Below are 23,057 nucleotides of genomic sequence, written 5' to 3' on the forward strand. Positions count from 1 at the left end.
CAACATTGAGATGTTTGGACCGCGCGTCAATCCCGCAACAGGGCGCAATCAAATCGGAGCAGGTCTGTTTGAGCGCTTGTCTGCCCCGGCGAACTGCACCAGACTAAGTGCACTCAACGAGACACAATTGCGGCACCTGGGGACGCTAGTCAGACAGTATGAAGCGACTGACGGCTTATCTGGCACGCCTGTTCGTCACCGATGCGGTGATTCTGTTCGGGGTGGTGTGTTTCCTGCTCTGGCTGGTCAATTGTCTGCGCTCGTTCGACGTTGTCGCGGTCAAGGGCCAGGGCGTCGCCACGCTGGCGCTGCAGGGGCTGCTGACACTGCCGCCATTGGCCATTTCCTTCTTCTATGTGTGTGTTGGCATTGGTCTGGTGCGCGCCTTGCAGGCGCTGCAAGCCAATCGGGAACTGCATATCATCCATAGCAGTGGCGGCCTTCGCTCGCTGTGGAGCGCCACTGCCATCGTGGCCAGTGCCGGGGTTGCGGGGGTATTGCTGCTAACGCACTTCATCGAACCCGAGGCCAATCGCCGGCTGAACATCCTCAGTGCCAGCGTTGCAGCGGACCTGGTGAGTTCCACGCTCAAGCCGCAACGGTTCACCCAGGTGACGCCGGGGGTGGTGATGTTGATTGGCGGCCGGTCCGGCGATGGCGAGATCCAGGAGTTTTTCGCCGATGACCGGCGTGATCCGGAAACCCGGCGCACCTATATCGCCGAATCGGCGCGCGTTTCGACCGACGGGGACAATTATGTGCTCGAACTGCGCGACGGATCACTGCAGAATACCGGGTCAGACGGCCGGTTTTCCGAGGTCACTTTTGGTCGCTATGACGTCAATGTGGACCGCTTCTCCCAGCCGGTCGGGCAGATCGATGAACTGTACCAAACCAATAGCCTGGCGCTGGTGCTGGCGGCGCTGGAGAGTGGCGAGTGGTCGCCACGACTGCTGACAGCGCTGGGCAATCGTGGTGGCGAGGGGCTGCGGGTAATCGGCATCTGCCTGCTGGTGCTGGCAATGTCGGGATTTCCCAGCGGGCGGCGGGCCCGCTTCAACGTGCCGATGGAGGCAGTTGTGCTGCTGATTGCCTTCGGCGAGCGGGGCCTGAGCGCCTATAGTCCATTGGGACCGTCGACCGGTGCGCTGGCCATGATCATCGCTGGCGGGGGGGCCCTGCTGCTGCTGGCCCGACCACGCCGCATACAGCCCGGGATAACGGCATGACCCGGATCGACTGGATCGTACTGAACCGGCTGGGCAGCCGAATCGGGGTCACGGTGCTGATCTTTTACGGGATCATCATGCTGGCCGAGTCGCTGGACACCTGGCGCTTCAACTTCGTCGCCGACAATTACGGCCTGCCAATGGCTGGGTTGATGGTGGCCATGAGTGCGGTGCGCTGGACCATCAAGACCCTGCCCGTCACCGTGCTGATGGGCGCCATTCTGGGGTTTCTGGACCTCAAGGCGCGGCATGAGCTGACGGTCATCCAATCAAGTGGCATCTCGATCTGGCGCGTGGTTCGCGCGCCAACCATCGCGCTGGCCGTGATCAGCCTGGGGATTGCGCTGGGCGCAGAGACCGTCAGTACGATCGTCAATCGCGGGCTGTATCCAACGCCGCCGGGGCAAGCGAGCATGCAGACGCCGAGCGGGGAAATCTGGCTGGAACAGGAGAGTGGCGAGTTCCACTATGTGATGATGGCCACCGGCATGCAGCCGGGTGGGGCGTTGCTGGGCAATGTGACCATCTTCCGGCTCAACGGGGCCGACAAGGATCGCATCGAGGCGCCTGAGGCGCAGTTGCAGGATGGCGCCTGGCTGCTGCCGAGCGCCACGATCCGCACGGCGCACGAGCCGGCCCGCACGGTCTATAATTATCGGCTGCCAACCACTTCGTCGGCTGGTGAAATCAGCCTGAAGCTGGCTTCGACCGAGGATATGACATTTTTCGAACTGGCCGGATTGCTGAGCGTCGGGGTGGCAGATCCACTGATCCGCAATGCAGCGACAATGCGCCTGATCAAATTGCTGGCGCTACCGCTTGTGCTGACGGGGTCACTGTTCATTGCCTTTGCGTTTACCGCGGGTTATCGAAGGTCATCTAATTATGGTCCTGCGGTGCTTTATGGGATCGTGCTGGGTTTCGTTGTGTTCGTGATAACCGAGATGGCCGACCGCGCTGGGTCGACCGGCGTTCTCGATCCTACGTTTGCCGCAGTCGGACCAGCATTTGTGGCCATCGTCATTGGTGTGACGGTATTGCTGCACAAAGAAGACGGGCGCGCGTGAGAAAAGTGGGCTGGAGCGATTGGTTGAATTCGGCGCTCCGCCTGGCCTGTGCCAGCGCGGCGCTGGCGCTCGTGGCAACAGGCGGTGTAACCGCACAGGGCCTGATTCCCAGCGACTTCTTCAATGCGCCGATTGATCCCGCCTCACCTTCGGCGATCGAGGCCAGTACGTTAACATTCGACAACGCCTCAAATGTCATTCTGGCCAGTGGCGATGTGGTGCTCAAGCGCGGCGGCTATACGCTGACCGGGCAAAATCTGGTGTATGACCGCAATAGCGACAATGTGCACTTTACCGGGGCCGTGACCATTCGCGACCCGTCCGGCAATCTGACGGAAACCACCGACCTTGAGGTCACGGGGGGGATGAAGCAGGCCTTTCTGGAGGCCATGACTATCACCACCTATGACGGCGCGCGGATCACCGCCGACAGCACCGACTATGACGAGGCGCTGGAAACCCTGCTGGTGAATGCCACCTACGCCCCCTGTGGCGAATGCATCGACGCCAAGGGCCGCCGAATCGGCTGGTCGATGAAGGCCAAGCGGGTGATCTCCAATTCCGAGGATGGCTCGCTCTATCTGGATCAACCCAGCCTGGCCATTCTGGGCATTCCGGTGGCGTGGCTGCCATTCCTCTGGCTGCCCGACACCAGCGAGGACGCGCTGTCGCGCGTGCCCAAACCGGCCTATTCCTTCACCGAGAAAACCGGCCACGCGCTGGCCTTCACCTCGACGGTGTATTCGACGCGCTGGAGCGACGTGATCCTGACCCCCACGCTGATGAGCCGGCAGGGATTGCTGCTGGGTGGGGAATGGGTGCAACGGTTTGAGGGTGGCTCGTTCCGCATCAAGGGATCGGGCCTGTACCAGCGAGACCAGGGCGCGTTTACCTTCAGCGAAGCCAAGCGCGACTGGCGCGGGGCCTTGCAGACCAGCGGCAGCTTCCAACCGGTCAAGGACTGGACCGTGGGCATGAGCTACACGGCATTCACCGATGCCGCCTATCTGCCGGACTATACGCGGACGGACGACAAATCGTCGGTCAATGAGATCTACGCGACCAATTTGACCGAAAACACCTATATCGACGCCCGGGTGCAGAGCTTCACCCTGCTCGGCGACGTCACCCAGGCCAGCCAGGGTCAACAGGGCCAAACGCGGCCAACGGTGCGGTTTGACCATATCGAGGATCTTGCGCCGGGGCTGGGTCGCATCGAGGTCAGCGGCAAGCTGCTCGGGGTGCGTCGAGACCTTGATTCGACCACGACAGTGGGACCTGCCAGCACCCCCTACACCTTTGGCTATGCGGGCAGCAAACAGCACGCGAGCCTGCAGGCCGGCTGGCAGAACCAGTATATCGGCGGGGGCGGATTTGTCTTTACGCCCTATGTCGGTGCGCGCGCCGACATGGCCTATTATGACGGCAGCAGCGCTATCGGTCCGGGGCCGACCTCTTTGTTCAGCGCCACGCCGATTGCGGCGATGGATGTGCGTTTCCCGATGGCCGCCAGCGATGGGCGAACGGTGCATCTGGTCGAGCCCATCGCGCAACTGGTCTATCGTGGGTCCAGCACCACGGCGGTCGGTATCACCAATGACGATGCGCAGAGCTTTGTGTTCGATGACACCAATCTGTTCAGCTACAACCGTTTTTCGGGCAGCGACCGGCAGGAAACCGGACTGCGCGCCAATCTGGGTGGCCGTTATCAGGTCAACTTCGCCGACAATGACTATCTTGAGCTGATCGCGGGGCAGTCGTTTCAGTTGGCCGGCGCCAATGCCTTTGGGGCGGCCGATCCGGCGCAGACAGCGGTTGGTGGCGGGCTCGATGCCACTGCGTCCTACGCCGTGCTGGGAGCCTATGGTGCTTTCGAGCCCGGTATCCGGCTTGGCGGCAAGCTGCAGATTGATACGGTAGAGCCCAGCATCGCGCGCGGCGGATTTGGCGGCAGCTTTGCACAGGATGGCTACTCGGCCTCGGTCGACTACAACTATCTGGCCGCCAACCCGGCCGCTGGCGTGGTCAATGATCAGCACGAAATTGGTGGCAGCGTCGGCGTGCCGATCGCCGACTACTGGACGATCAGGGCGGCGAGCTATTGGGACCTGCAGGCCAATAGATGGTACAAGGTGAGTGGCGGCGTTCAGTATGACGACGGCTATTTGCTGATGGCGCTGGATGGCACACGGACCAATGGCGTCGCCAATGACACCAAGGTCACCGCAACTTTTGCCATCAAGGCACCGGCGGGGCTCAATCTAGGCTATAGCGGGGCCTTTGCGCCCGGCCAGTAGGCGAGATACCGGATTTTGGCCGTATTGTGCGGGCAATTGACAGTACGGGTTTCCCGCCGCATGGGAAGCAGGCACATGATTTCGAGGCAGAAGACGATGATGGCAAATGGTTTGTGGGGACGCGCAGTTGGCGCCCTGATCGCTGGACTGCTGCTGAGCATGGCGGCAGCGATGCCGACCCTTGCGCAGAGCGTCCGGGTTACGGTCAACGGCACGCCGATCACTGACGTGCAGATTTCCCAGCGGGTGAAGCTGTTTGCCCTGGAGGGCAATCGCGGCGGCACCAAGGGCGCCACCGAGCAGTTGATCGACGAAGCTGTGCAATTGAGTGAGGCCAAGCGGCTGGGCATTACGGTCTCCAATGCGCAGATCGACGACGCCTTCCTGCAGATCGCGCGCAATCTCAAGATGAGCTCCGACAATCTGCGCCAGATGCTGCAGCAGCAAGCCATCAATAGCGACACCCTCAAGGATCGCCTGCGGGCGGCCATTGCCTGGAATGCGGTGACCGAACAGGCCATCATGCCGCAGGTGCAGATTTCCGATCTGGAACTGGACCAGAAGGCAGCCAATCAGATTGAGGCGTATCAGGGCTTTGACTACATTCTGAAGGAAATCATTTTTGTCGGCCAGGGGTCGAGCGGGCGGACAGGTCAGGCCAACAAATATCGCAGCAGTTTTGCCGGCTGCGATACCGCCGTCGACCTGTCGCTGAACTTCACCGATGCGGCCGTGGTCGATGTCGGACGCCGCCACGCCACGCAGATGCCTGAGGCGATTGCCAAGGAACTGGCCGGACTCAATGTCGGCGGCATCACCAAGCCACGCGTGGTCGAGAGCGGCGTGTCGATGCTGGCCGTTTGCGAGAAGACCCAGGCCGAGGACCTGACGTTCATCAAGAGCGATCTGCGCGCTGACGCCGGCAACAGCGCAATGGCCGAGAAGGTAACCCAGTATCTGGCCGATCTGCGCAAGCGCGCCAAGATCATCTACAACTAGGTCACAGGCCCGCCAAGGCGGGCCTGCCACTGATCTGCCAATGGGGGCCGAGATGGACAAGCCGCTGGCCATCAGCATGGGCGAGCCGGCTGGCGTTGGCCCCGACATCGCACTGCAACTTTATGCACGCCGTGCTGAACTCAACCTGCCACCATTCTGCCTGTTCGGGCATGGCGCGTTTCTGGCCGAGCGGGCGGCGCGGCTGGGGTTGGATATTGCGTTTGCCCCGGTGGGGCCGGACGGCGCCATGGCAGCATTTGACAGCGCCCTGCCCATCGCACCGATTGATGGCATTGTGCCTGATCAGCCCGGCCAGACAACGCCGCTGTCAGGTCACGTGGTGATCGAGGCGATCTCAGCGGCCGTGGCGGCAACCCTGCGCGGGAGCTGCCGGGCGCTGGTGACGGCACCGATCCACAAGGGCGCACTCTATCAGGCCGGGTTCAAGCATCCCGGTCATACCGAGTTTCTGGCCGAGTTGTGCGCGCAGGGCGGCAAGCCGAAATTGCCGGTGATGATGCTGGCGCATGGCGGCTTGCGGGCTGTGCCAGTGACCATCCACGTCCCGATCCGCGATGTCCCCGGATTGCTGAGCAAGCAGTTGATCGTGGATACGGTCCGCGTCGTGGCGCATGATCTCAAGCAGCGGTTTGGTATCGCCAATCCGCAGATTGCGGTGGCCGGGCTCAATCCGCACGCCGGCGAGGGCGGCAATATCGGCCGGGAGGACCTTGAGATCGTCGGCCCAGCGGTGGCGCAATTGCAGTTCGAGGGCTATGGCGTAACGGGCCCCCTGCCCGCCGACACACTGTTTTATCCGCTCCACTGGGCGCAATATGACGCGGTGGTGGCGATGTACCACGATCAGGCACTGATCCCGATCAAGACGGTGGCGTTCGAGGAGGCGGTCAATGTGACGCTGGGGCTGCCGATCGTGCGCACTTCACCCGACCATGGTACGGCATTTGATCTGGCCGGCACCGGTCGGGCCTCACCCAAGAGTTTTCTCGCCGCCATCGTCATGGCGGACGCAATGACGGCGAACCTATGAGCCAAATCGACAATCTGCCACCGCTGCGCGAGGTGATCGCCGAGCATGGGCTGCGCGCCAAAAAGGAACTGGGGCAGAATTTCCTGCTCGATCTGAACCTGACGGCCCGCATAGCGCGCGTTGGCGGGTCGCTGGAGGGCGTTCGGGTGATCGAGGTGGGTCCGGGGCCAGGCGGGTTGACCCGGGCCCTGCTGGCCGAGGGGGCGCGCGAAGTTATCGCCATTGAGCGCGACGCGCGGGCCCTGCCCGCCCTGGCGCAGATCGCCGACGCCTATCCGGGTCGATTGACGGTGATCAGTGGCGACGCCCTGGAGATCGACTACCAGGCACTGGCCGACGGGCCGACGCGGATCATTGCCAATCTGCCCTACAATATCGCCACGCCGCTGCTGACCGGCTGGTTGACGCAGGCCCCGTGGCCCCCGTTCTTTGAGAGTCTGACGCTGATGTTTCAGCGCGAAGTGGCCGAGCGCATCTGTGCCCAGCCCGGCGATGATGCCTATGGACGGCTGGGCGTACTGGCCGGCTGGCGCAGCGACGCGCGGATGGCGTTCAATGTGAGCCGTGAGGCCTTCGTGCCCTCGCCCAACGTGACCTCCACCGTGGTGCATCTGGTGCCCAAGCCGGTTGATGCGGACGTGGCGGTGAAACATCTCGAACAGATCACCAAGGCCGCGTTCGGCCAGCGCCGCAAGATGGTCCGGCAGAGCCTGAAGGCTACCGGCGTGCCGGTTGAGGGACTGTTGGCGGCGGCTGGGATCAGCGGCAGCGAACGGGCGGAAGATCTGCCCATTTCGGTATTTCTGGCCATGGCACGTGCCCTGCCAGAGCTGCGCAAGACCGGCAATCCAACCTGACGGATTGATTCAAGACGCTGTCAGATCGAGTCGATCTGGCTCTGCAAGTCCTTGACGAAGCTAGGTAAATTCAGTTGGCGCTGGCGCTGCAGCCGCGCCGACGCAAGGATGGTACGGACGCGCTGGCTCGACGTCTCGAGATCCTCGTTGACGATGACGTAGTCATAATCCTCGAAATGCTCCATCTCGATGCGGGCATTGCGCAAGCGCGTTTCAATGGTGCCCACGCTATCCTGGGCGCGGCGTTCCAGCCGGGCCCGCAGTTCCTTGATGGAGGGCGGCAGGATGAACACGGTCACCATGTCCTTGCGGGCGCTGCGGTAGAGCTGCAGCGTGCCCTGATAGTCGACATCGAACAGGATGTCGTTGCCGGCGGCCAGTTGCTGTTCAACCTGGGCGCGTGGGGTGCCGTAGAAATTGCCGTGCACCTCGGCGGATTCGAGCAGTTCGCCGTCGGCCTGCATGCGCTTGAACTTGGCGACGTCGACAAAATGATAGTGCTTGCCATCGACTTCGTCGGTGCGGCGGGCGCGGGTGGTGGCCGAAACGGAAAGCCTGATATTAGGATCAGCGCCAAACAGGGCACGCGAGATTGACGACTTGCCCGCGCCCGAAGGCGAAGCGATCACCAGCATGACGCCGCGACGCTGGAATTCCATCATCGGCCAGTTCCTATTCGATGTTCTGCACTTGCTCGCGTAGTTGATCGATCGACGCCTTGAGGTCAAGGCCGATGGCGGTCAGTTCCACCGCATTGGATTTGCTGCATAGCGTATTGGCTTCGCGATTGAATTCCTGGGCCAGAAAGTCGAGCCGCCGGCCGACGGCGCCGCCACCGGCGATCAGTTGGCGCGCGCTGCCCAGATGCGCCGTCAAGCGATCAAGTTCCTCGCGGATATCGGCCTTGGTGGCCAGCAGCAGTGCTTCCTGAGCCAGCCGTTCCTCGGGCAGCGTGATGTCGTCTGCCAAGGCGGACACCTGCTGGCGCAGGCGGGCCAGAATGGCCTCGCGGGTGCGGGCGGGATGCGTTTCGGCCTGGGCGATCTGGGCTTCGATTTCCTGCAGGCGCTGCAACAGCATGGCGGCAATCCGGCCGCCCTCCTGACGTCGCGCCAGCGCCAGATCAACCAACGCCTGGGAGACACCCTGCAAAATAGCTGCGCTCAAGTCCGCTTCGGCGGCGGCGGTCATGGGCAGATCGCGCTGCTCCAGCACGCCCTTGAGCCCCAAAATCCCATCGAGGCTGGGCGGCGCTGCATCGACCTTGCCGGCCAGCTCGCCCATGGCGGCGAGCACGGTGGCGAGGGCCTGTTGATTGACCAGGACATTTCCCCCTGCCCCCTCGCGCTCCACGGCCAGATTGCAGGTGACAGAGCCGCGCGAGACCATCTTGCCGATGAGCTGGCGAATGTCGCTCTCCAGGGCATCAAAGCCCGGAGCAAGGCGCAGCCGGATGTCGAGACCACGCGAATTGACCGATTTGATCTCACAGGTGAACGATGCCCCCGCCGCCGCACCGGTGACGCGGGCATAGCCGGTCATGCTCGCCAGGGAATGGCTCACTGCGCAGCCGGCGTATCGGCCTCAGCGCCTGCCTCGACGTCCTCAAGGGCCTTGCGGGTCGCCTCGGCCTCGTCAGCCAGCTTGCGATACTGGGCGACGTTCTTGCGGTGTTCGGCATAGGTCTCGGCAAAGACATGGCCTTCGCTGGGCAAGGCCCCCTTGGCAACGAAGTAGAGATAATCGTGGCTATCGGGATTGGCGACGGCCTCGAGCGCATCAATGCCGGGATTGGCGATCGGGGTGGGGGGCAGCCCGTCGATCTGATAGGTGTTGTAATCCGTCTTCGCCTCAATCTCGGAGCGGCGCAGGCCACGGCCGAGCGGCGTCTGTCCCTGCGTGATGCCATAGATGATGGTGGGGTCGGACTGCAGGCGCATGCCCTCGCGCAGCCGATTGACAAAGACCGCCGCAACCTGGGGACGCTCAGAGGCCACGCCGGTTTCGCGCTCGACGATGGAGGCGAGTATCAGCAATTGTTCGGGGGTCTCCATCGGCAGGTCGGCCTGGCGAGCGGCCCATACTTCCGCCAGTTTGGCGGTCATGGCCGCCTGCATTTCGTCGATGACCGATTGGCGTGTGGCACCAGGAACATAGTCATAACTGCCCGGCAGAATGGAGCCCTCGGGTGGCAGCGTGGCAATTTCGCCAATCAGGTTTTCGTTGGCATTGACCCGCTGCAACACTTCCCAGCTGGTCCATCCCTCGGGGATGGTCACGGCATAGCGGATCGGATCGCCCTCGGTGATTTCCTTGAGAATATCGGCCATGCTTGCCCCGGCCGGGATGCGGAAATCGCCCTGCTGGATGATGGACACACGCTCCAGGGTGCGACCACCCAGCTGGAAGATATAGCGATTGGAAATAAGCCCCTGCTCTTCGAGCCTGGTGGAGATCGAGCTGAGGCCGGACCCGGCTTCGACGCGGAAAGTCGCCTCCTGGGTCAAGGGGCCATCACCATAGAACTGGGAAGCGCCATAGAGCAGCACACCGCCGGCCACCAGCAGGGCAATGACCAGCAGGGTCAACAGTGCGTTCAGGACATCGACCAAACCATTGCGCGAACGGCGGCGGGGGCGCCGGGCCTTACGATCATTCATTGTGCTGTTCAACCTTGATGCCCGGTCGCGCAACTAGTGCGCCGGATCTTAAGTGTAAATCGGCAGCCGTTCGACGATAGCGCCAACGCCATTGTTGGCGGGGCTGGTGGCAAAGACAAGAGGCACGCGGCGCGGCGATGCCATGAGGCCCTCCACAATCGTGGAAAACTCAGTGGACCTTGCGCATAACCAGCGTCGCATTGGTGCCGCCGAAGCCAAAGCTGTTGGAGAGCGCCACGTTGATCTCTTTTCTGAATGCCGTTTTGGGCACCAGATTGATGGCGGTTTCGACCGATGGATTGTCGAGGTTCAGTGTCGGCGGCGCAATGTTGTCGCGCATGGCCAGCAGAGAGAAGATCGCTTCAACCGAACCGGCCGCGCCGAGCAAATGGCCGACTGCCGATTTGGTCGAGCTCATGGCGACGCCAGCAGCGGCATCGCCCAGCATGCGCGTGACCGAACCAAGTTCGATCTCGTCGCCAAGTGGGGTGGAGGTGCCGTGGGCATTGATGTAGTCAATCTCGCCCGGGCTGATCCCGGCGCGCTTGATAGCGGCCTGCATGCAGCGGAAACCGCCATCGCCGTCTTCGGACGGCGCGGTGATGTGGTAAGCATCGCCGGAGAGGCCGTAGCCGATGATTTCGCCGTAAATCTTGGCGCCACGGGCCTTGGCCCGCTCATAATCTTCCAGCACGACAATGCCGGCGCCTTCGCCCATCACAAAGCCATCACGATCCTTGTCGTAGGGGCGCGAGGCGGCTTCGGGCCGGTCATTGAAGCCGGTGGAGAGCGCGCGGCAGGCAGCAAAGCCGGCCAGCGCCAAGCGGTTGACGCAGCTTTCAGCGCCGCCGGCGACCATGACGTCAGCATCGCCCAAGGCGATCAGCCGGGCGGCATCGCCAATGGCGTGGGCGCCGGTGGAACAGGCGGTAACGACGGAATGATTGGGGCCCTTGAGCCCAAAGCGAATCGACACATGACCCGAGGCCAGGTTGATCAGGCGACCGGGGATGAAGAAGGGGCTGATGCGACGCGGCCCCTTTTCATGCAGAATGATCGAGGCGTCGTAAATGCCGCCGATGCCACCAATGCCAGAGCCGATCAGGACGCCTGTGCGTTCCTGATCTTCCTGGGTCCTGGGCTCAACGCCGGCATCCTGAATAGCCTGGGTTGCCGCCGCCATCGCATAGACGATGAAGGGGTCAACCTTGCGCTGTTCCTTGATGTCCATCCACTCATCTGGATTGTACTTGCCATCGGCGTAGTCGCCGAGGGGCAAGCGATGAGCGATCTGACAGGCGATATCGTCCACCTGGAACTCGTCAATGCGCCTGGCACCACTCTTGCCGGCCAGAATATTGGCCCAAGTGGATTCAACTCCGCAACCGAGGGGCGTTACAAGCCCCATCCCGGAGACGACAACGCGACGCAATTCCATGGCGAGCTATCCCTGCTGGCTTTTAGCCAACAGCTTTGGTGAGGAACGATACGGCATCACCGAAGGTCTGAATGCCTTCAGCAGCGTCGTCCGGAATCTCCACCGAGAACTCTTCTTCAAAGGCCATCACCAGCTCGACCTGGTCGAGAGAGTCAGCACCCAGATCGTCGATAAAGCTGGCCTTTTCGACAACCTTCTCGGCATCCACATTAAGGTGTTCCACAACGATCTTGCGGACCCGATCAGCGACATCGCTCATAGTTTGACTTCCCTTTTCGAAATCGACGTTTCGTTTCGCTTCTTATTGGCGCATTGCCAAATCTTCAAGCACCGTATTAGCTGACTAACCGGCAATGTAAGCGCGCTTTGGGGCGCCTGCAAGGCGATCTGCCAGCGATGCAACCGGGGCCGATTAGCACACTTGTTAACGCTGCGCCATAAGCCAATGTCCCGGTTTTCCACGAGTTTGACCGCTTTAGATCATTGCCATGCCGCCATTGACGTTAAGCGTATGACCGGTGATGTAGGCCGCCGCGTCGCTGGCGAGAAAAACCGCGCAGCCGGCAACTTCCTGTGCAGTCCCCAGCCGATTGGCAGGAATGGTCGCCATGATCGCCTCGCGCTGCTTGTCGTTGAGCTCATCGGTCATGGCGGAGGCGATAAATCCCGGCGCAATGGAGTTGACGGTAATATTGCGCGAGGCCACTTCGTGGGCCAGCGCCTTGTTCATGCCGATCAGGCCGGCTTTGGAGGCAGCATAATTGCCCTGCCCGGGATTGCCCATGACGCCCACGACCGAGGCAATGCCGATGATGCGGCCAAAACGCTGCTTCATCATGCCGCGCAGCACGGCGCGATTGAGATGGAAGGCCGCGGTCAGATTGACGGCCAGAACTTCGTCCCACTCCTCGTCCTTCATCCGCATGAACAGATTATCGCGCGTCATGCCGGCATTGTTGACCAGGATATCGAGCCCCCCCAGGGCCGCCTCAGCCGCCGGCACGAGCTTGTCGACCTCATCGAGCCTGGACAGGTTGCAGGGCAGAATCGGGCAGTCCTTGCCGATGGCGGCGGCGGTGTCTTCGAGCGCACCGACGCGGGTGCCGCTCAATGCGACGCTGGCGCCGGCGGCGGCGAGCGCCTTGGCGATTTCACGACCGATGCCACCGCTGGCGCCAGTTACAAGAGCGCGTTTACCAGTTAAATCAAACATTTAAGTGTCTCCCGTGGAGAAAGCGATTCACGTCGCTCAGCTTTTGCATAAAGGGGTCAGGCTGACAATTCGGCGACGAAGGCATCGATATCGGCCGGCGTGCCAACGGCGGTGGCAATGGCCTCGCCATTGATCCGCTTGGCCAAGCCGGTCAGCACCTTGCCGGTGCCCAGTTCGGCCAGATGGGTGACCCCACCAGCACCGGTGAGCCAAGTTACGCTCTCGGTCCAGCGCACCACGCCGGTCACCTGTTCGACCAGGCGTTGCCGAATCTCGTCAGGATCGGAAATCGGGGTCGCCAGTACGTTGGCGACCAGCGGCACGACCGGGGCATTGACGGTCACTTCGGCAAGAGCCGCCGCCATGGCTTCGGCGGCGGGCTGCATAAGCGAGCAATGGAACGGTGCGCTCACCGGCAGCAGCAGAGCGCGCTTGGCGCCCCTGGCCTTGGCAATCTCAAGAGCCCGTTCGACTGCGGCCGTGGCGCCGGAGATCACAACCTGGCCGGGGGCATTGTCATTGGCGACGTCGCAGACGTCGTCGCCTGCAGCCTCGGCCGCCACGGCACGGGCGGTGGGCAGATCCAGCCCCAGCAGCGCGGCCATGGCGCCGTGCCCGACCGGGACGGCCTTCTGCATGGCCTGGCCGCGCGTCTTGAGCAGGCGCGCCGCATCAGACAGCGAGAAGCTGCCAGCTGCACACAGCGCCGAGTATTCTCCCAGCGAGTGGCCGGCAACATAGGCGGCATGATCGGCCAGCCGAATTCCCCTGGCCTCGAGCACCCGCACGACGGCCAGGCTGACGGCCATCAAGGCCGGCTGGGCATTTTCGGTGAGACGCAGGATGTCGTCGGGGCCTTCAAACATGATGGCCGACAGACGCTGACCAAGGGCCTCGTCGACCTCCTGAAACACCAGGCGGGCCTCATGATAGGCCGCAGCCAGATCCTTGCCCATGCCGACGGCCTGACTGCCCTGGCCGGGAAATGTGAATGCGCGCTTGGTCATGCAGGTTCTCCAGGGTAGCAGTAAGACAGGCTCCTAAGCGGCTGTCCAGTTGCGCGGCGTTTGCCTCGGGGGTGCGGCGCTGTCAAGGCAAGGCGGCCGTTTGGCCCAGTTTTGCCTTGCTTCGGGCTTGTTCATATCTTATAGCCGCGCCAGCAATTCGTTTGGCCGGGGGCTGAACGGAGGGTCTGCGTTTGCAGATAGGACGTGTTGTCCGGCCTCCCGTGTTCCCGCTCTTTGCAAGACTGCTTTGATGCCCTTCCCGGTTTCAAGGAGGCTCCGCGCCAGGTGATTGCAGTGTTTGAACCACGAAGGAAGGCGCATTCATGGCCCTTTACGAACATATCTACCTGGCACGCCAGGACGTTTCCCAGCAGCAGGTTGAAGAACTGACCACTGCACTGACTGACATCCTCGCCACTGGCGGCGGCAAGGTCACCAAGAATGAATACTGGGGCCTGAAGGGTCTCTCCTATCGCATTCGCAAGAACCGCAAGGCGCACTACACGCTGCTCAACATCGATGCGTCGCCGGCGGCGGTTGCTGAAATGGAACGCCAGATGCGCATCAATGAAGACATCCTGCGCTTCATGACCGTCCGCGTGGACGAGCATGAAGAAGGCCCGTCGGCAATGATGGCAAAGCGTGACCGCGATGACACCCGCCCCGATCGTGGTGGCTTCAGCGGCGAACGCCGCCCGCGCCGTTTCTAAGAACAGGACCCATACGCTATGGCAATCAAAGACCTCACAACCGCCCAAGCCCGCCGTCCTTTCCAGCGTCGTCGCAAGACCTGCCCGTTCTCGGGCGAAGGCGCGCCAACGATCGACTACAAGGATGTGCGTCTGCTCTCGCGCTATGTTTCCGAGCGCGGCAAGATCGTCCCAAGCCGCATCACGGCCGTTTCGGCCCTGAAGCAGCGTGAACTGGCCCGCGCCATCAAGCGCGCCCGTTTCATCGGCATCATGCCCTACGCCGTTTCGTAAGAAACTGATCGGGCTGGCTGCGGTCAGCCCGATCATTGTCGATCCGACACGCTGTGCCTCATCCGCACAAAGTTGGGGCGACCGGAATGGTCCGGCGCTCCTAACCGTCCTTGAGACGGGACAGCCACAAGGAATTTCCACATGAAAGTCATTCTTCTCGAGCGTATCGCCCGTACGGGTTCGATCGGCGACGAAGTCACGGTGAAGGACGGCTTTGCCCGTAACTTCCTGCTGCCCCAGGGCAAAGCGCTGCGCGCCACCGAATCCAATCGCAAGAAGTTTGAAGCCGAACGCGCCAATATCGAAAAGCGCAATGAAGAGCGCCGCAACGCCGCCACCGGCATTGCCGAAGGCCTGAACGGCGCCACCGTGACGATGATCCGTCAGGCCGGCGAGACCGGCCAGCTCTACGGTTCGGTCGCCGCGCGCGACATCGTGGAAGCGCTGGCTGCAGACGGTTTCACCCTGCAGCGCAGCCAGGTTGACCTGCTTGATCCGATCAAATCGGTTGGCCTGCACACTGTTGCCCTGAACCTGCATGCTGAAGTTGCCGTGACCATCACCGTCAACGTCGCCCGCTCAGCCGACGAGGCCACTCGCCAGGTTGCCGGCGAAGACGTGACCGTTACCGTGTATGAAGACGATGTCGATGGCGATTTCGCCGCCGGCCAGAAGGACGCCAAGCAGGACGACCGCTTCGACGACGAAGCCTAAAACCCCGGCGATCCAATAGATCTAAAGAGGCCGGGCATCTCGCCCGGCCTCTTTTTGTTTTAGCGAAGGCCGCGACTCGCCCGCATTCTGGTACCCTCCCCAAAGCAAGCTTAAGCCGTCATAATCCCCGCTGTTCACAGAGTTAACCGCAGCGGCATATGAAGGCTCAACCAATCGCTCATTGGCGGGCCGTTTGGAATCGACTCCGGCCACGTGACGGTTAAGACACGTTAACGTTTTACCCGAGGGGACCCATGGCAGAGATTGCACGACTGCATCCGACCGAAGACAAGTCGTTTCGTCTCGCCCCACACAATGTGGAAGCCGAGCAGGCGCTGTTGGGTGCAATCCTGCTGAACAATGACGCGTTTTACCGCGTTTCGGACTTTCTCGAGCCGATCCATTTTTACGAACCGATTCACCGCGATATCTATGAGCTGGCCGGCAAGATCATCCGGGCCGGCAAATCGGCTGACCCCACCACCATCAAGACGCATCTGCCCGACCAATTGCTGCCTGAGGTGACGATGGCGCAGTATCTGGCGCGGTTGGCGGCGGAAGCCACCACCGTGCTCAACGCGGCTGATTACGGCCAGGCGATCTATGATCTGGCGATTCGGCGCAATCTGATCCTGGTCGGCGAAGAGATGGTGCAGGTCGCCTACGAATCCGAAGTGGAGATGACCCCCAACAAGCAGATCGAAAAGGTGGAAGGCGAGCTGTTCCAGCTGGCAGAGAAAGGCCGCTATGATGGCGGCTTTCTGAACTTTTCCACCGCGCTCAGCGCCTCGATCCAGATGGCCGGTGAAGCCTATCAGCGTGACGGGGGCCTGTCGGGCGTGGCCACGCTGCTGGACGACCTGGACCGGCAAATGGGTGGCTTGCAGCGCTCCGATCTGATCGTTCTGGCGGGTCGCCCGGCCATGGGCAAGACCTCGCTGGCCACCAATATTGCCTTCAACATTGCCAAGTCCTGGAAGTCAGAGGTTCAGCCGGACGGACATCTCAAGACCACCAATGGCGGCATTGTCGGCTTTTTCAGCCTGGAAATGAGCTCGGAGCAGCTGGCCACCCGTATTCTGGCCGAGCAGGCGGAGATTTCCTCGTCTGACATCCGCCGCGGCCGCATTCACGACAGCCAGTTTTCCAAGCTGGTCGATGTCAGCAACATGATGAGCAAGATCCCGCTCTATATCGATGATACCGGCGGCATCAGCGTGGCCCAGCTGGCGGCGCGGGCGCGTCGGCTGAAGCGGCAGAAGGGCCTCGACTTTCTCGTCGTCGACTATCTGCAATTGCTCAGCGGGTCGAGCAAGGCATCGAGCCAGAACCGCGTGCAGGAACTGACTGAAATCACCACCACGCTCAAGGCGCTGGCCAAGGAACTGGAAGTGCCCATCGTCGCACTGTCGCAGCTGTCCCGGCAGGTGGAGTCGCGCGACGACAAGCATCCGCAGCTTTCGGATTTGCGCGAATCGGGTTCTATCGAGCAGGACGCCGACGTGGTGCTGTTCGTGTATCGCGAAGAATACTATTTAAAGAACAAAGAGCCTAAAGAAGGCACGCCAGAGCACATGGCCTGGCAAGGGGAAATGGAACAGGTGCACGGTAAGGCCGAAGTCATTATTGCCAAGCAGCGCCATGGCCCCACGGGTACGGTGCAATTGAGCTTTGAGGCGCAGTACACGCGCTTTGGCAATCTGGCGCGTGCCGACTACCTGCCCGAACGTATGGAATAGGCATGGCGCTGACGTCTGGCCTTGGCGGGCAACTCAGTATCGATCTTGGGGCACTGGCCCGGAACTGGCGGGCCCTGGACAAGGTCAGCGCCGGCGCGCTGACGGGCGCCGTGGTCAAGGCCGATGCCTATGGCACGGGCATCACGGTGGCCAGCAAGGCGCTGCATGCTGCCGGCGCGCGGTTTTTCTTCGTGGCGACGCCCGATGAAGGCATGGCGGTGCGTGCTGCCGTGCCGGACGCCCATATCTTCGTGATGAACGGGCTCTATCCGGGCGCGGCCAATCTCTACATTCGCCAGAACATGATGCCGGTGCTCAGTTCGGTGGCCATGCTTGAAGAATGGCTGGCCAAGTGCATGGAGCGCAATGAGGCCTATCCGTCGGCATTTCATTTTGACACCGGTATCAACCGGCTCGGCTTCCGGCTCAATGAGGCCGGGTTCGTGCGCGAACGCATCGCCGCACTGGGCTATGCGCCGCAGATGCTGATGAGCCATCTGGCCTGCGCCGACCAGGCCAACCATGAGAAGAACCGGACGCAATTGGCGCTGTTCGGCTCGGTGATGACGCAGTTCCCCGGCATTCCAGCCTCACTGGCCAATTCGGCCGGGCTGATGAGCGGGCGCGACTATCATTTCCAAATGGTGCGACCCGGTATCGCGCTCTATGGCGGGCGGGCGGTAATCGGCCGCAAGAACCCGATGGCCACGGTGGTGACGCTGCATGTGCCGATCCTGCAGGTCAAGGAAGCGCGGACCGGCGAGACCGTGGGTTATGGCGCGACCTATAATCTGGCACGCGACAGCCGGCTGGCCATTGTCGGCCATGGCTATGCCGACGGGTTTTTCCGCAGCCTGTCGGGCACCAATGCGCGGCCTGGCGGCAAAGTCGCGATCCGCGGCAAGTTGTGTCCGGTGATCGGGCGCGTATCGATGGACCAGATGGTGGTGGACATTACCGAGCTGGGTGCCGACATCCCGAATCCGGGAGAAGGCGCTGAAGTGCTCGGTCGCCAAATCAGCATTGATGACCAGGCCGATGCGGCGGGAACGATCGGCTACGAAGTGCTGACATCGCTCAAGGGCCGCTACAACCGCAATTACGTTGGCGACGGCAATCTACCGCCGGAGTAGGTTCGTGTTTTGTTCTTGCGTCCTGGTTGTGATCAACTAGTATCGCCGGTGCATTGACGGGCCGGGCAGCAGCGCGATCCGCCGTTTCGTGAAAGGTTCGTCTTGGCCAAAGCCCGCTCCTCGTTCGTCTGCCAGTCCTGTGGCGCGACCACCACACGCTGGCAGGGACGCTGCGACGCGTGCGGCGAGTGGAACACCATTGTCGAGGAAATGACCGATTCGGGTGTTGGCGCCGGCCCGAAATCGGCCAAGGCAGGCAGCCGTCCAACCAATCTGGTGCCGCTGTCGGGCGAGACGGAAAGTGCGGCGCGCGTGGTCAGCGGCATCGCCGAGCTGGATCGTGTGACCGGGGGCGGGTTTGTGATGGGGTCGGCGCTGCTGGTTGGCGGTGATCCCGGCATTGGCAAATCGACGCTGTTGCTGCAAGCGGCCGCCGCCCTGGCCAATCTGGGCCGCCGCGTGGTCTATGTCTCGGGCGAAGAAGCAGTGGCCCAGGTTCGGTTGCGGGCGCAGCGACTGGGACTGGGCGAGGCCCCGGTGCTGTTGGCGGCCGAGACCAATGTCGAGATCATTCTGGCGACGCTGGAAAACGGCCCTGCCCCCGATCTGGTCATTATCGATTCGATCCAGACACTGTGGACCGACCGGGTGGACAGCGCCCCGGGCACGGTGACGCAAGTGCGCACCTCGGCACAGGCCCTGACGCGGTTTGCCAAGAAAAGCGGGGCTGCGGTGGTTCTGGTCGGCCATGTCACCAAGGACGGCCAGATTGCCGGGCCACGGGTGGTCGAGCACATGGTCGACGCCGTGCTGTATTTTGAGGGCGATACCAGCCACACCTTCCGGATTTTGCGCGGCGTGAAGAACCGCTATGGCGCCACCGACGAGATTGGCGTGTTTGCCATGACCGAACTGGGGCTTGAAGAGGTCGCCAACCCGTCGGCCCTGTTTCTCGATCAACGGGACGAGGGCGCGGCAGGCTCGGCGGTGTTTGCCGGGATGGAGGGCACACGGCCCATTCTCATCGAGATCCAGGCGTTGGTGGCCCCCTCCCCGCTGGGCACGCCGCGGCGGGCAGTGGTGGGTTGGGATGCCGCCCGACTGTCGATGGTGGTGGCGGTGCTCGAAACCCGGTGCGGGGTTCGGATTGGCGCCAATGACATCTATCTCAATGTAGCGGGCGGGCTGAAGATCAACGAGCCGGCGGCCGATCTGGCCGTGGCCGCAGCGCTGATCTCGTCGCTTACCAGTTCGCCACTACCGTCAGACTCGGTGTATTTTGGCGAGATTTCACTGGCAGGCGGGGTGCGGCCGGTGGTGCATGGCTCGCTGCGGTTGCGCGAGGCCCAGAAGCTGGGATTCAAGGCGGTGTCGACCGGACGGCTGACCAATGCGGACCGCACCAGCGGGCTGGAAGTCTCTGAATACAGCACCTTGCAGGAGTTGGTGGGGCGCATTGCGGCCAATGGCAAACCGCGCGAACCGGATCGCGACGAGTGGTAAGCGGGCGACAGCACCATGGTTTGTCGGCGGATTGACCGCGATGACGGCGGCAACCCTTGGCAGCCGCGTACAAAGTCGCTAAACGGGACCCAACACAGCCGGGGGCGGCTACAGGAGCTTGGCGAACAAAGATGCTGACAGCGTTTGACGTTGGTGTAGGTGTGCTGGTGCTGATTTCAGCAATCCTGGCAACCGCACGCGGATTGACCCGCGAAGTTCTGTCACTGGCGACATGGGCCGGCTCGGCCGCGATCGCCATCTATATGTGGCAGTATCATCCCGAAATTGCGCGCGGCTACATTGCCGAGCCGCTGGTTGCCGATATCGCCACAGTGGTGGTCACGTTCATCATTGCGCTGATTGTGCTGCACCTGCTGACCATGCGCATCGCCGATTTCGTGGTCGATAGCCGTGTCGGCCCGATTGATCGCACGCTGGGCTTCGTGTTCGGCGTATTGCGCGGCATTCTGATTGCCATCGTCATCACCATTTTCGGCACCTGGCTGCTGCCCAATGCGCTGCCGCCCTGGGCCGCAAACGCACAGACCTTGCAGCCCCTGCAGTCGATGGGCAACACGCTGATCTCCATGCTGCCGGCCGAACTGGAGCAGCAGGTAACGCAAATTCTCAAGGGCGGCACCGGCCTGACCGATGAAAACACGGGCGGCCCGGTCGTTCCGATTGAAGAGGGCACCGACGCCATCGAAGACGGCACAGTGCCACCAGCCGCCGTGAACTGACGCTTGATCACTCTGTGGTGAGGGCAGCGCGCTCGCCACAACCCTGACCACCTTGCACCGCAATGGTCGGGACCCGAAAATGGGACTATAGCGTGGAGATCTCATTCCGGCTCTGGTCCGCCCGCAAGTCACGACCCGCGGCAGCCGCGATTGAGGCAGCATTGGCATGGAGAGCCCGTTGAACCATCCGAACGATGACCGGCTTGATATTGATGGCGACACGCTGCACGAAGAGTGCGGCGTGTTCGGCATTTTGGGGCACAGTGATGCGGCCGCCCTGACCGCGCTGGGGCTACACGCCCTGCAGCATCGCGGGCAGGAAGCGGCTGGCATTGTCAGTTTTGACGGGCGCCAGTTCTACGCCGAAAAGCGCATGGGGCTGGTGGGCGACCATTATACCGACCCCGTGCTGCTGGCCAAGTTGCCCGGCGCGATGGCAATGGGACACACGCGCTATTCGACTACCGGCGAAGTGGCATTGCGCAATGTGCAGCCGCTGTTTGCCGAACTGGGTGACGGCGGCATTGCCATTGCCCACAATGGCAATTTCACCAACGGATTGACGCTGCGCCGGCAGATCATCGCCACCGGCGCCATCTGCCAGTCGACTTCGGACACCGAAGTGGTGCTGCATCTGGTGGCGCGCTCGCGGCACAGTTCAAGCACCGACCGGTTCATCGACGCCATCCGCCAGATGGAAGGCGGCTACGCCATGCTGGCGATGACCCGAACCAAGCTGATCGCCGCGCGTGACCCGATTGGCATTCGGCCGCTGGTGATGGGCGAACTCGACGGCAAGCCGATCTTCTGTTCGGAAACCTGCGCGCTCGACATGATCGGGGCCAAATATATCCGCGACGTCGAGAACGGCGAGGTGGTGATCTGCGAGGTCCAGCCCGATGGGTCGATCAGCATTGAAGCGCGCAAGCAGGCGCGCAAGCAGCCCGAGCGTCCATGCCTGTTCGAATATGTCTATTTCGCCCGGCCTGACTCGATGGTTTCGGGTCGCAGTGTCTATGGCGCCCGCAAGCGCATGGGAATCAACCTGGCCAAGGAGGCCCCGGTCGAGGCCGATGTGGTAGTGCCAGTGCCCGATGGGGGGACACCTGCTGCCATCGGCTTTGCGCAGGCCAGTGGCATCCCGTACGAGCTGGGCATTATCCGCAATCATTATGTGGGCCGCACCTTCATCGAACCGACCCAGTCGATCCGGGCCTTTGGGGTCAAGCTCAAGCACTCGGCCAACCGAGCCGAGATCGCCGGCAAGCGCGTGGTGCTGATCGACGATTCGATCGTGCGCGGCACAACCTCGATCAAGATCGTGCAGATGATCCGCGATGCGGGCGCCACGGAAGTGCATATCCGCGTGGCCAGCCCGATGATCGCCTATTCGGATTATTATGGCATCGACACGCCGGATCCGGACAAGCTGCTGGCCAATCAGCACGACAGCCTGGAATCCATGTGCAAGTTCATCGGCGCGGACTCGCTGGCATTCCTGTCGATTGATGGCCTGTACGAAGCCGTCGGTGGCGAGAAGCGCAACGCGCAGGCACCACAGTTCACCGACCATTATTTCACTGGCGAGTATCCGACGCAGCTGACCGATCTGGACGGCCGCGGCAAGAACGACCCCAAACATGTTTCTCTGCTGAAAGAGGCCGGTTAATGGCTGTATCTGCGGATCAAACCGGCCAGGATCTGGTCGGCAAGGTCATTCTCGTGACGGGCGCTTCGCGCGGCATCGGTTATGCGGCGGCGCTTGAGGCGGCACGGCGCGGAGCCCATGTGGTGGCGGTGGCCCGTACGGTTGGCGGACTTGAGGAGCTCGATGACGAAATCCAGGACCTTGGATCGTCAGCGACGCTGGTGCCGCTCGACCTGCGCGATGGTGACGCGATTGACCGGCTGGGCGCGGCAATCTTTGAGCGCTGGGGTGCCCTGGACGGGTTGATCGCCAATGCCGGGCAGCTTGGTGTGCTCAGTCCCCTGCCCCATGTGAAGCCAGAGGATTTCGACAAGGTGATAGCGGTCAATGTGACGGCCAATTACCGGCTGTTGCGATCGACCGATCTGTTGCTGCGCCAGGCCGAGGCCGGGCGCGCGGTGTTTGTGTCGTCGTCTTCGGCCAAGTCGGCGCGGCCGTTCTGGGGGCTGTATGCCGCCAGCAAGGCGGCGGTAGATGCCATGGTCAAGTCCTATGCTGCCGAAATCGAGCAGTCCAAGGTCAAGGTGAACGTGTTCTATCCCGGCGCGGTGCGGACAGCGATGCGCGCCAAGGCAATGCCTGGGGAAGATCCGGCTTCTCTGCCAACGCCTGCCGAGATTGCGCCCAAGCTGGTCGACATGGTCAGCCCGGCCTTCAAGGACAGCGGCAAGCTGTATGATGCCAGCACCGGCACCATCAGCGAACTCTAGGCGCCCGCC

22 protein-coding genes are annotated in these 23,057 nt (G+C 62.3%); 15 read left to right on the plus strand and 7 right to left on the minus strand.

All coding sequences use genetic code 11. The features are described 5' to 3' along the window. Window positions 1-158: 158 nt before the first annotated feature. The 6 genes from ABFY71_RS07585 (at window position 159) to rsmA (ending at window position 7,500) form a co-directional block, all read left to right on the plus strand. Window positions 159-1,229: an LptF/LptG family permease gene (locus ABFY71_RS07585; protein ID WP_347945408.1), complete on the plus strand. Its 1,071-nt coding sequence runs from the start codon at window positions 159-161 to the stop codon at window positions 1,227-1,229. Then, window positions 1,226-2,296: an LptF/LptG family permease gene (locus ABFY71_RS07590; RefSeq protein WP_347945409.1), complete on the plus strand. Its 1,071-nt coding sequence runs from the start codon at window positions 1,226-1,228 to the stop codon at window positions 2,294-2,296. Before ABFY71_RS07585 ends, ABFY71_RS07590 begins: the two co-directional genes overlap by 4 nt. 23 nt (window positions 2,297-2,319) lie before the next feature. Continuing rightward, window positions 2,320-4,593 (plus strand): LPS-assembly protein LptD, encoded by a 2,274-nt coding sequence (locus ABFY71_RS07595; protein ID WP_347945410.1) that lies wholly within the window; start codon window positions 2,320-2,322, stop codon window positions 4,591-4,593. Between the two features lie 99 nt (window positions 4,594-4,692). Then, on the plus strand, window positions 4,693-5,592 hold the full coding sequence (locus tag ABFY71_RS07600) for a SurA N-terminal domain-containing protein (RefSeq protein WP_347945411.1): 900 nt from the start codon (window positions 4,693-4,695) through the stop codon (window positions 5,590-5,592). Window positions 5,593-5,644: 52 nt separating this feature from the next. After that, window positions 5,645-6,643 carry a 4-hydroxythreonine-4-phosphate dehydrogenase PdxA gene (gene pdxA, locus ABFY71_RS07605; protein ID WP_347945412.1) on the plus strand — a complete coding sequence of 333 codons (999 nt, stop codon included), beginning with the start codon at window positions 5,645-5,647 and terminating at the stop codon, window positions 6,641-6,643. After that, window positions 6,640-7,500: a 16S rRNA (adenine(1518)-N(6)/adenine(1519)-N(6))-dimethyltransferase RsmA gene (rsmA, locus tag ABFY71_RS07610; RefSeq protein WP_347945413.1), complete on the plus strand. Its 861-nt coding sequence runs from the start codon at window positions 6,640-6,642 to the stop codon at window positions 7,498-7,500. Before pdxA ends, rsmA begins: the two co-directional genes overlap by 4 nt. Before the next feature lie 20 nt (window positions 7,501-7,520). Here rsmA and gmk read toward each other — a convergent pair whose 3' ends face one another. The 7 genes from gmk to fabD form a co-directional block, all read right to left on the minus strand. Continuing rightward, entirely contained in the window at window positions 7,521-8,162 is a 642-nt protein-coding gene (gene gmk, locus ABFY71_RS07615) for a guanylate kinase (protein WP_347945414.1), read from the minus strand. Window positions 8,163-8,172: 10 nt separating this feature from the next. Further along, window positions 8,173-9,063 (minus strand): YicC/YloC family endoribonuclease, encoded by an 891-nt coding sequence (locus ABFY71_RS07620; RefSeq protein WP_347945416.1) that lies wholly within the window; start codon window positions 9,061-9,063, stop codon window positions 8,173-8,175. Continuing rightward, window positions 9,060-10,160 carry an endolytic transglycosylase MltG gene (gene mltG / locus ABFY71_RS07625; protein ID WP_347945418.1) on the minus strand — a complete coding sequence of 367 codons (1,101 nt, stop codon included), beginning with the start codon at window positions 10,158-10,160 and terminating at the stop codon, window positions 9,060-9,062. The genes ABFY71_RS07620 and mltG overlap by 4 nt, the downstream gene beginning before the upstream one ends. Window positions 10,161-10,329: 169 nt before the next feature. Then, the gene (gene fabF / locus ABFY71_RS07630) at window positions 10,330-11,592 is read right to left on the minus strand and encodes a beta-ketoacyl-ACP synthase II (protein WP_305582134.1); all 1,263 of its coding nucleotides are present in this window, start codon (window positions 11,590-11,592) and stop codon (window positions 10,330-10,332) included. A gap of 28 nt (window positions 11,593-11,620) precedes the next feature. Next, window positions 11,621-11,857 carry an acyl carrier protein gene (locus ABFY71_RS07635; protein WP_046138081.1) on the minus strand — a complete coding sequence of 79 codons (237 nt, stop codon included), beginning with the start codon at window positions 11,855-11,857 and terminating at the stop codon, window positions 11,621-11,623. Window positions 11,858-12,073: 216 nt separating this feature from the next. Beyond that, a complete protein-coding gene (gene fabG, locus ABFY71_RS07640; RefSeq protein ID WP_305582102.1) occupies window positions 12,074-12,811 on the minus strand; it encodes a 3-oxoacyl-[acyl-carrier-protein] reductase in 738 nt (245 codons plus the stop codon). Window positions 12,812-12,867: 56 nt separating this feature from the next. Then, the gene (gene fabD, locus ABFY71_RS07645; protein ID WP_305582104.1) at window positions 12,868-13,818 is read right to left on the minus strand and encodes an ACP S-malonyltransferase; all 951 of its coding nucleotides are present in this window, start codon (window positions 13,816-13,818) and stop codon (window positions 12,868-12,870) included. A gap of 323 nt (window positions 13,819-14,141) precedes the next feature. Between fabD and rpsF the strand changes: the two genes are divergently transcribed. The 9 genes from rpsF to ABFY71_RS07690 all read left to right on the plus strand — a co-directional run bounded on the left by rpsF (window position 14,142) and on the right by ABFY71_RS07690 (window position 23,048). Further along, complete coding sequence (gene rpsF / locus ABFY71_RS07650) at window positions 14,142-14,528, plus strand: 30S ribosomal protein S6 (RefSeq protein WP_305582106.1); 387 nt, start codon at window positions 14,142-14,144, stop codon at window positions 14,526-14,528. Window positions 14,529-14,546: 18 nt separating this feature from the next. Continuing rightward, window positions 14,547-14,801 (plus strand): 30S ribosomal protein S18, encoded by a 255-nt coding sequence (gene rpsR, locus ABFY71_RS07655; protein WP_371136237.1) that lies wholly within the window; start codon window positions 14,547-14,549, stop codon window positions 14,799-14,801. A 141-nt stretch (window positions 14,802-14,942) separates the two neighbouring features. Beyond that, window positions 14,943-15,515, plus strand: coding sequence for a 50S ribosomal protein L9 (gene rplI / locus ABFY71_RS07660; protein ID WP_347945419.1), 573 nt, complete (start codon window positions 14,943-14,945; stop codon window positions 15,513-15,515). A 254-nt stretch (window positions 15,516-15,769) separates the two neighbouring features. Beyond that, window positions 15,770-17,254 carry a replicative DNA helicase gene (locus ABFY71_RS07665; protein WP_305582110.1) on the plus strand — a complete coding sequence of 495 codons (1,485 nt, stop codon included), beginning with the start codon at window positions 15,770-15,772 and terminating at the stop codon, window positions 17,252-17,254. A 2-nt stretch (window positions 17,255-17,256) separates the two neighbouring features. Continuing rightward, window positions 17,257-18,387 (plus strand): alanine racemase, encoded by a 1,131-nt coding sequence (alr, locus tag ABFY71_RS07670; RefSeq protein ID WP_347945420.1) that lies wholly within the window; start codon window positions 17,257-17,259, stop codon window positions 18,385-18,387. 102 nt (window positions 18,388-18,489) lie between these two features. Then, window positions 18,490-19,890: a DNA repair protein RadA gene (gene radA / locus ABFY71_RS07675; protein WP_347945421.1), complete on the plus strand. Its 1,401-nt coding sequence runs from the start codon at window positions 18,490-18,492 to the stop codon at window positions 19,888-19,890. A 131-nt stretch (window positions 19,891-20,021) separates the two neighbouring features. Then, window positions 20,022-20,630: a CvpA family protein gene (locus tag ABFY71_RS07680; RefSeq protein WP_305582118.1), complete on the plus strand. Its 609-nt coding sequence runs from the start codon at window positions 20,022-20,024 to the stop codon at window positions 20,628-20,630. Between the two features lie 166 nt (window positions 20,631-20,796). Then, the gene (purF, locus tag ABFY71_RS07685) at window positions 20,797-22,299 is read left to right on the plus strand and encodes an amidophosphoribosyltransferase (RefSeq protein ID WP_371136238.1); all 1,503 of its coding nucleotides are present in this window, start codon (window positions 20,797-20,799) and stop codon (window positions 22,297-22,299) included. Further along, window positions 22,299-23,048, plus strand: coding sequence for an SDR family NAD(P)-dependent oxidoreductase (locus tag ABFY71_RS07690; protein WP_347945422.1), 750 nt, complete (start codon window positions 22,299-22,301; stop codon window positions 23,046-23,048). Before purF ends, ABFY71_RS07690 begins: the two co-directional genes overlap by 1 nt. Window positions 23,049-23,057: the final 9 nt, after the last annotated feature.

Source organism: Devosia alba, assembly GCF_039938915.1.
GTDB classification, from domain to species: Bacteria; Pseudomonadota; Alphaproteobacteria; order Rhizobiales; family Devosiaceae; genus Devosia; species Devosia alba.